General features: G+C 41.0%; 7 protein-coding genes and 3 pseudogenes. All 10 read left to right on the forward strand.

Features of this window, described 5'->3' with window-relative positions:
• A pseudogene (locus HMPREF2955_RS14725) lies at positions 1-538 on the forward strand (hypothetical protein); the annotation flags it as partial.
• A 176-nt stretch (positions 539-714) separates the two neighbouring features.
• Complete coding sequence (locus HMPREF2955_RS14730; RefSeq protein ID WP_070724130.1) at positions 715-1257, forward strand: hypothetical protein; 543 nt, start codon at positions 715-717, stop codon at positions 1255-1257.
• 133 nt (positions 1258-1390) lie between these two features.
• A complete protein-coding gene (locus HMPREF2955_RS14735) occupies positions 1391-1726 on the forward strand; it encodes a hypothetical protein (RefSeq protein WP_246830187.1) in 336 nt (111 codons plus the stop codon).
• A 104-nt stretch (positions 1727-1830) separates the two neighbouring features.
• A pseudogene (locus tag HMPREF2955_RS15475) lies at positions 1831-2259 on the forward strand (RHS repeat domain-containing protein); the annotation flags it as partial.
• A gap of 566 nt (positions 2260-2825) precedes the next feature.
• A complete protein-coding gene (locus tag HMPREF2955_RS16025; protein WP_139145583.1) occupies positions 2826-3143 on the forward strand; it encodes a hypothetical protein in 318 nt (105 codons plus the stop codon).
• A 490-nt stretch (positions 3144-3633) separates the two neighbouring features.
• On the forward strand, positions 3634-3894 hold the full coding sequence (locus HMPREF2955_RS16030; protein ID WP_019189188.1) for a hypothetical protein: 261 nt from the start codon (positions 3634-3636) through the stop codon (positions 3892-3894).
• Between the two features lie 896 nt (positions 3895-4790).
• The gene (locus HMPREF2955_RS17190; protein WP_371326400.1) at positions 4791-4949 is read left to right on the forward strand and encodes a hypothetical protein; all 159 of its coding nucleotides are present in this window, start codon (positions 4791-4793) and stop codon (positions 4947-4949) included.
• A gap of 86 nt (positions 4950-5035) precedes the next feature.
• Positions 5036-5680, forward strand: a complete 645-nt coding sequence (locus HMPREF2955_RS14760; protein ID WP_232211214.1) for a hypothetical protein — start codon at positions 5036-5038, stop codon at positions 5678-5680.
• Positions 5681-5732: 52 nt separating this feature from the next.
• Positions 5733-5936: pseudogene (locus HMPREF2955_RS14765) on the forward strand (hypothetical protein); the annotation flags it as partial.
• A 599-nt stretch (positions 5937-6535) separates the two neighbouring features.
• Complete coding sequence (locus HMPREF2955_RS17105) at positions 6536-6667, forward strand: hypothetical protein (protein WP_256374710.1); 132 nt, start codon at positions 6536-6538, stop codon at positions 6665-6667.
• Positions 6668-6692: the final 25 nt, after the last annotated feature.

Below are 6692 nucleotides of genomic sequence, written 5' to 3' on the forward strand. Positions count from 1 at the left end.
TGAGCCAGGCCGACGTGCGCACCTACGTCCACGCCGCAACGTACGACAGCCACAACCGCGTGCGCACCATCACCTATCCCGACGGGGAGGTGGTAAGCTACGGCTACGACGCCGCGGGTCAGGTGACGAGCCTCAAGTCGGCCAAGCAGGGCAGGGAAGAGACGATAGTGGCGCAGGTGGGCTACGACAAGGACGGCCACACCATATACACGCGCATGGGCAACGGCACGGAAAGCACGTACGCCTATGACCGCCAACGAGAGCGGTTGCAGGGCATGCTGCTCACGGCCAACGGGGACAGCATCATGCAGACGCAATATAAATACGACCCCGTGGACAATATTTTGGGGCTGACCAACGTTATTACACCAAAGGCGCCGACCATCCCACCGCCCCCTCGCAGATTGGGCACGAACGTTACGCCTACGACGCCAACGGCAACCCCACGCTCGTGGGGGACGACAGCCTGAACACGGAGCGGCGCATGGCGTGGGACGGGGAGAACCGCCTGATGGCCCTGTCTGACAACGGCAAGTAAAATGCCACAACGCGAGGGAAGCGATCATTCTGGCTACAAAGAAGGGCAAATAAAAGATCCACAAAAAATACCTTTAACGAAATGATCATGACAAAAAAATATACTTGATAATCGTACTGTTAATTTCTATTACCTTTTGCAATGCCCAATGTAAGAAACTGTATGAAACAGAGTCGATGGAAACCCTTGTGTTTAGTAGGAAAAAAGCGGATAGACTCTTAGAACTATTTAGAGAAAATGCTCCTAAGGTATTATACTCTTTGGAGGATTGCTATTATTATCTGATAATTAAAGCTTCTCCACATAATAAAGAGTATTATATAGCTTTAGACAGCCTTGGTGAAATACGAGTATTGTATCTATTGTCGGAAAGGACTAAAACCGCGAAACAAAAGAAATATGAGAAACTATTATTAGAGGCTGGCTCCATATTTGAACCTACCTATTATAAAGAAGTGTCCCGAACCGTAGAAACAAGAATTGCTTTAGGAAGACCGTCCTACTTCGTGATGAAAGATGCTAGTGGAAAACGGTTTGGTGAGTTCTGTCTTTCTACATTAACTGTACCACTACCAATAAATCAAGCCTTGTTGACTTACCTAATCAATCGTTTGTCTGAAGAAATATATAAAGATACTAAAAGTGTGAATCGAGTTAAGAACAAAGACAATCCGAATTATTGTAATGAAGGCAAAGCCAATTCGCGTCTTGCTCAATAGTTTGTTTACAAATTAGACAAAGGGGGGGTAAAGAAAGATGAGAATAATTAAGTGTTTGATATTGTTAGTGTTGCAAAGTGCTACGTGTCATTTAAATGCCCAGTCGATTAAGGAATGTTTAAAAATAGACTCGGTGCAGACAATATATGATATAGGTAGTTCTGTGTCCTTTCACTTCAGCAATAACAGTGAAGGGGATATTTATATATCTATATCTTTAGAAAAAAGAGTAGATGGAAGGTGGTTTATATTCGCCCAAGATATTTTCCATGTTCCAAACACTTATAAGGTGCAAAATGTTATCGTATTAAAAGGGCGTGAGGTGAATAGGAAAGAAGAGTGGGGAATTAAGGGTGTCAAGTATAAGAAAAAAAGTGAAAACGTATATAGGTTTAAATACAATATCGGTAGAAAACTAAATAAGCTGTCCTATATTGAGTATTCAAATATATTTCATATAAAGAACTAGGAATGTGCTAAAATAGGAATAAAGTTTCTGGCTGCATGAAAATTCTAAACAGTACGTTTCGAACACCGCTCTCTCGGCACGCACGCTGCACCAAGCGCTACGTCACGTCTGGCATTTCGCCCGGCCCGCCCGTGCAGTGGGACAAGGCCGAAGACTCCGACGACGTGCAGCCGGGTTACGGCTGCGTGCCTACCGACACCACATACCACGAGGACATCTTCTTCTACCACTCCGACCACCTCGGCAGCACCTCTTATATCACCGACGCCAAGGGCAACGTCGCCCAGTTCGACGCCTACCCGCCCTACGGTGAGCTACTCGTGGACGAGCACTCGTCCACCGAGGAGATGCCATATAAGTTCAACGGCAAGGAATTCGATGAGGAGACGGGACTGTATTACTATGGTTCTAGATACATGAACCCGAGGACGAGTTTGTGGTATGGGGTGGATAGGTTAAAGGAGAACTATCCTGAACTAGGAAGCTATACATACTGTGCTGATAATCTTGTCAAATTTGTAAATCCAGATGGAAACATAGCACTCATAGACAATGCTATTGGTGCCCTTATTGGAGCTAGTTTAGAAATAACAACACAAATGGTTGCCAATCTTGTTGTTGGTAATGGCATTACTGATATTAACTGGGGAAAAGTTGCTGTAGCAACTATTGAAGGAACAATTACAAGTGGCGCTAGCAATACAGTCCGTTTTGTTACAAAAACAAGCGTTGCTGCTAATAGCCTTATGGACAATTATGATAAGGGAATTATAGAAATTGTAAAAGGAACTGCGGTAAATCTGGCTGCAGGTGCTGTTGGCTCAAAAGCATCAAAACTAGCTAAAGGATTTGGAAATAAAACAACTGAGAAAATATCAAATAAAATGATTAGCAGCAAGACCTCTCTTACCAAGACAGGTAAGAAAATAACAAAAGTAAATAATAAAAGAGCCAAGACTATAACCACTAATATTCAACAGGCGCAAAAAGCTGTTGCCAAAGAGGTGAAGAAATCTCCTCAAACGGCGGCTGATAAGATTGTATCTAATGTGATAGAAAGTCAAGGTGAGACAAATAAAAATAATAAAACAGACAAAAGATGAGAGATTTCATAGGTAGATTGCTTGTTTACGCTTGTGTGGGTTGGATTCTTTACCACGTTGTACTTTATTTCGTTGGTAATTTCCTACTAAGAATAAATGGTGTTAAGACGTATGCAGTTATTACAGCAGAACCATCTAGTTACGCACGCCGCTATACGAAAGTTTATTACATGTATTCATTTTCATATAATGGAAATGAATATAAAGGAAATTCTTTGATAAATAGCTCTACAGGAAAACCAGGTGATAGTATTGAGGTTGTTTTCCTTGAAGCCTACCCTAGCATAAATAGGCCTACCAGTTTTTTTAAGTAACAGAACTACTAGATTTACAAACATATAGACAAAGCAAGTAAATATTTAAAATATATGGCGAAAAGTATATTCCACAATATATTAAGGGAGGTAATGAAATCACATTCTAGACTGATAACCTTGGTTGTCATGGCACTGGTTGCATTTTCGTGCGCAGAAGAGAGAGATCTCACAGATTTAATCTGTGGAGACAACTCTAAATTGTGGTATGTAAATTTTGATGCGAGAGACAAGTTACAAATGTGCTTTTACTTTAACAGGGATAGGACATGGAAGATCTTAGAGCGAGACTTACAAGGAAATCTATCTAAATACGAACAGCACGATCATCTTTGGCCAGAATATTGGATTTTAAAGGATGACTCGGTAATATCGTTAGGTGGGACAGAGTATAAAATCCATGAAGTCAATCCCTCTTTGTTGATACTTCATGTTGACACGACAAAAATAACTTTGCAGCTAGTAAACCAATGAATTCTTTAATCATACGGTGCACCGCAAGACCTCACTTTGGCTACGCCGACTTCAGGCTGCGCCTCGGAAAAACGAGCAAGCTCCTTTTCGCTCGACTTGCACTGAAGTTCCACGAGACGGAAGACAACACCATCTATCTCGCCCCATACTCGGCGTTACGCGCCGGCGTTTCACCAAACACTATTTCATCGGCGACAGGCGCGTGGCCTCCAAAATCGGTGTGGGCATATTCCAAAACGCCTACGGCCACGGCGCGAACCTCATCACGGCAGGATAGTAATCAAAATCTGGGTCAAAAACTGGTGTAAAAGTTAGTGCCATTTTAGGTGTTGAAATTGGAATAGATTTAAAAAATATGGAATGTGGTTAAAAATGCTTTTTAGTAAAATATATCTAGCAGCACTTTCTATTGTCTTCGTTGTGACAATTGTATTGTTGTCTATTTGTGGCATACTGACTTTGTACAAGATGTTACAATCTTATGTTATTGCTGGCTCCATAACCTCAATGATGGACGTGATTACCAAATATGGTGTTCTTATCCTTCTTTTTCAATTCACATCCCATTTTGTATTGGTGTTTATTATGGATCATCATTTGTTGTTAAAAAAAATAACAGCTTTAATTATTCAATATAGAGCAATTACATATTTCCTTGTTTACAGTTCATTAGGTATGTTCTCAACACATCTGCTTCTATTCTATTTAGGAAATGAAGCATATAGAAATACAACAGAGAGGTATTATGGGAATACCTTAACATATTGTGCTCGATTTCCTTTATTGAATGTCTTAGTCTATGGTAAGATATTAATCTTGTTGCATCGTAAGGGGTATAGAGTTAAAGTAGCGAAATTAGTGTTGCTGTATTTTACAGGAAGATTAGCGTATTTCCTTTTATGCGAGAAAGAAAATAAAATGATGCCGAAATTGGATTATTAAATTGGCAGACACAGCTGCTAACAAAATACATGGGTTCAGTTTCATAGAACTACGAATTGTCCTACGAGTACGGCGACGCGCCCCCAAAAGTCGGTGCAAGCATATTCCAAAACGCCTATGGACATGGCGCGAACGTCGTAACCGCCGGACAGAAAGACTATCAGATGCGTATGATGCAGATAAAAAAAACAACACGAGGACTACTACCGCAAGCTGGGCACGCCCCTGGGAGTGCCCAAGATGAAGGGCGTCACGGCCGATCCCGAGAACACGCACGAGGGTTACAATACTGTCATCAAGGGGTTGGGCGGCCACTGTGTGCCCGACGTTTGGAAACAACGCCCCAAACGCAACATTGCACTCCGACAAGAAAAAATGCGAATGGATTAATTCAATTGTATATGGTAAGCATTATGAATACAAACGCAAGGGCTTATGGCATGTGTACATGAATGGTAAACCGCTTAAAGATATAAATGGAAAGCCAATACTTTATAATTACAATGCACAGCCGGGGACAAAAGGTTTTGATTACAAACTCAATAAAAAACAAAGAAATGATATGTACAGTGAAACATGTTTTATTAATCGTTATCATGGCTGTTTTTTGCAGCTGTGGAAGTAGAACAAGTAAATCAAGTGAAAATGTTCGTAAGAATATTTCATCTATGAGGTATAGGAGGTATGCAACAGAAGATTCAGCAATCGCTCTTGACGTTTCTATGCTTCCTGGCGCGATGTGGGATGATGGCACGCTATTTTATGTTCAAAGTAGGAGATATTACAACCTTTCCGACAAGGAGATTGAAACAATAAAAACAATCCTTTCGACTAAGCAGAAGTGGCAGGAGGTCGGCTCGAAAGTTCCTACCTTAAACATAAGTGTGTATTATAGACAATACCTAGCATATAGGAAACAGGGACACATCTATGTATTGGTAAACCTATATAAATACTATTATATGGTATTCTTGGGCAATGATGTGCTAGGAGTAGGCGCTCCCCAAAAAGGGATAACAATCATTTCTCTGGCTAATGATAGAAGTCGGAATAAGTACGATAATGTGACAATTCTCTTAGACCTCTCTCGAAAGCGGATTTTGGAAGTTCATGACATCTAGGAACGATAAGAAGATTCTGTATTTTAGCTCGGTTCGTGAGCTGTATGGAACTAACTGTGCACCACAAGGCCTCACCTCTGACTGCGCCTCGGAAAAACGAGCAAGCTCCTTTTTCGCTTGGCTTGCACTGAAGTTCCACGAAACGGAGGACTACACCATATACCCCGCACCCATACTCAGCGTTACGCGCTTAGCCTCCGAAATCGGTGTGGGCATATTCCAAAACGCCTACGGCCATGGCGCGAACGTCGTCACGGGCAGGTAGAGGAAGTATGGGTTCGAGTTCAGGTATGGCAGGTTCTAGTGTAGAATCTAGCGTCAATCGTTCAATTAGTGGAACTTCTTCAAGTGAAAATAATTCAGGCTCATTCGGAAGTGGCAGCAAAAGTAGTAGCCAAGATTGTAATAGATAAATATGAAAAAAATAATATTGATATATATTGCCGTTTTTGGCATTTGGTTTGTAATATATGGTATTTCAATTTGCAGTCAGTATGTAGCATTGAAATATGAGATAGAAACAATAGATAATGTGGTAGTTATAAACCGAGTATATGAAATAGTAAATATGTCAACAATAATAAATCTAGTATGGTTTGTATTAAGTGCCATATTGTTTGTTATCTTTGTAGTCCAATATAAACAGAGAAATAAAAAACAAACGGACGAACGAATAATTAAGAGCCACGGCGAATAGGAGGGTGTGCATGTCAACGACGCGCCACAAGGTCTTATCGCTGGCTACACCGACTTCATGCTGCGCCTCGGAAAGAGGAGCTTGCTCGTTTTTCCGAGGTGCAGTATGAAGTTCCACGTGCGGAACACTTAGGCATACCCTATATTACAAAATCCGTAATGACAACAGAAGCAAAAGATGGGAAAAAGCCAAATAACCCTTTTTCTTTAGGTGAAGTAGTTGTACCTGCTTCTTACCCCAAGAATGTAAAGTCAACAAATGATAACAATGATAACAAAAAGAATAACTAAAGTTTCCCACCCTAATAAATAGATA

Origin of the sequence: Prevotella sp. HMSC073D09 (genome assembly GCF_001814145.1) — a bacterium.
Lineage (GTDB): Bacteria > Bacteroidota > Bacteroidia > Bacteroidales > Bacteroidaceae > Prevotella > Prevotella conceptionensis.

Coding starts and splice junctions, on each gene's coding strand:
- HMPREF2955_RS14730 (WP_070724130.1), top strand. CDS start 715: ATGGAAACCCTTGTGTTTAGTAGGAAAAAAGCGGATAGACTCTTAGAA.
- HMPREF2955_RS16025 (WP_139145583.1), top strand. CDS start 2,826: ATGAGAGATTTCATAGGTAGATTGCTTGTTTACGCTTGTGTGGGTTGG.
- HMPREF2955_RS14760 (WP_232211214.1), top strand. CDS start 5,036: ATGGAAAGCCAATACTTTATAATTACAATGCACAGCCGGGGACAAAAG.
- HMPREF2955_RS17105 (WP_256374710.1), top strand. CDS start 6,536: ATGACAACAGAAGCAAAAGATGGGAAAAAGCCAAATAACCCTTTTTCT.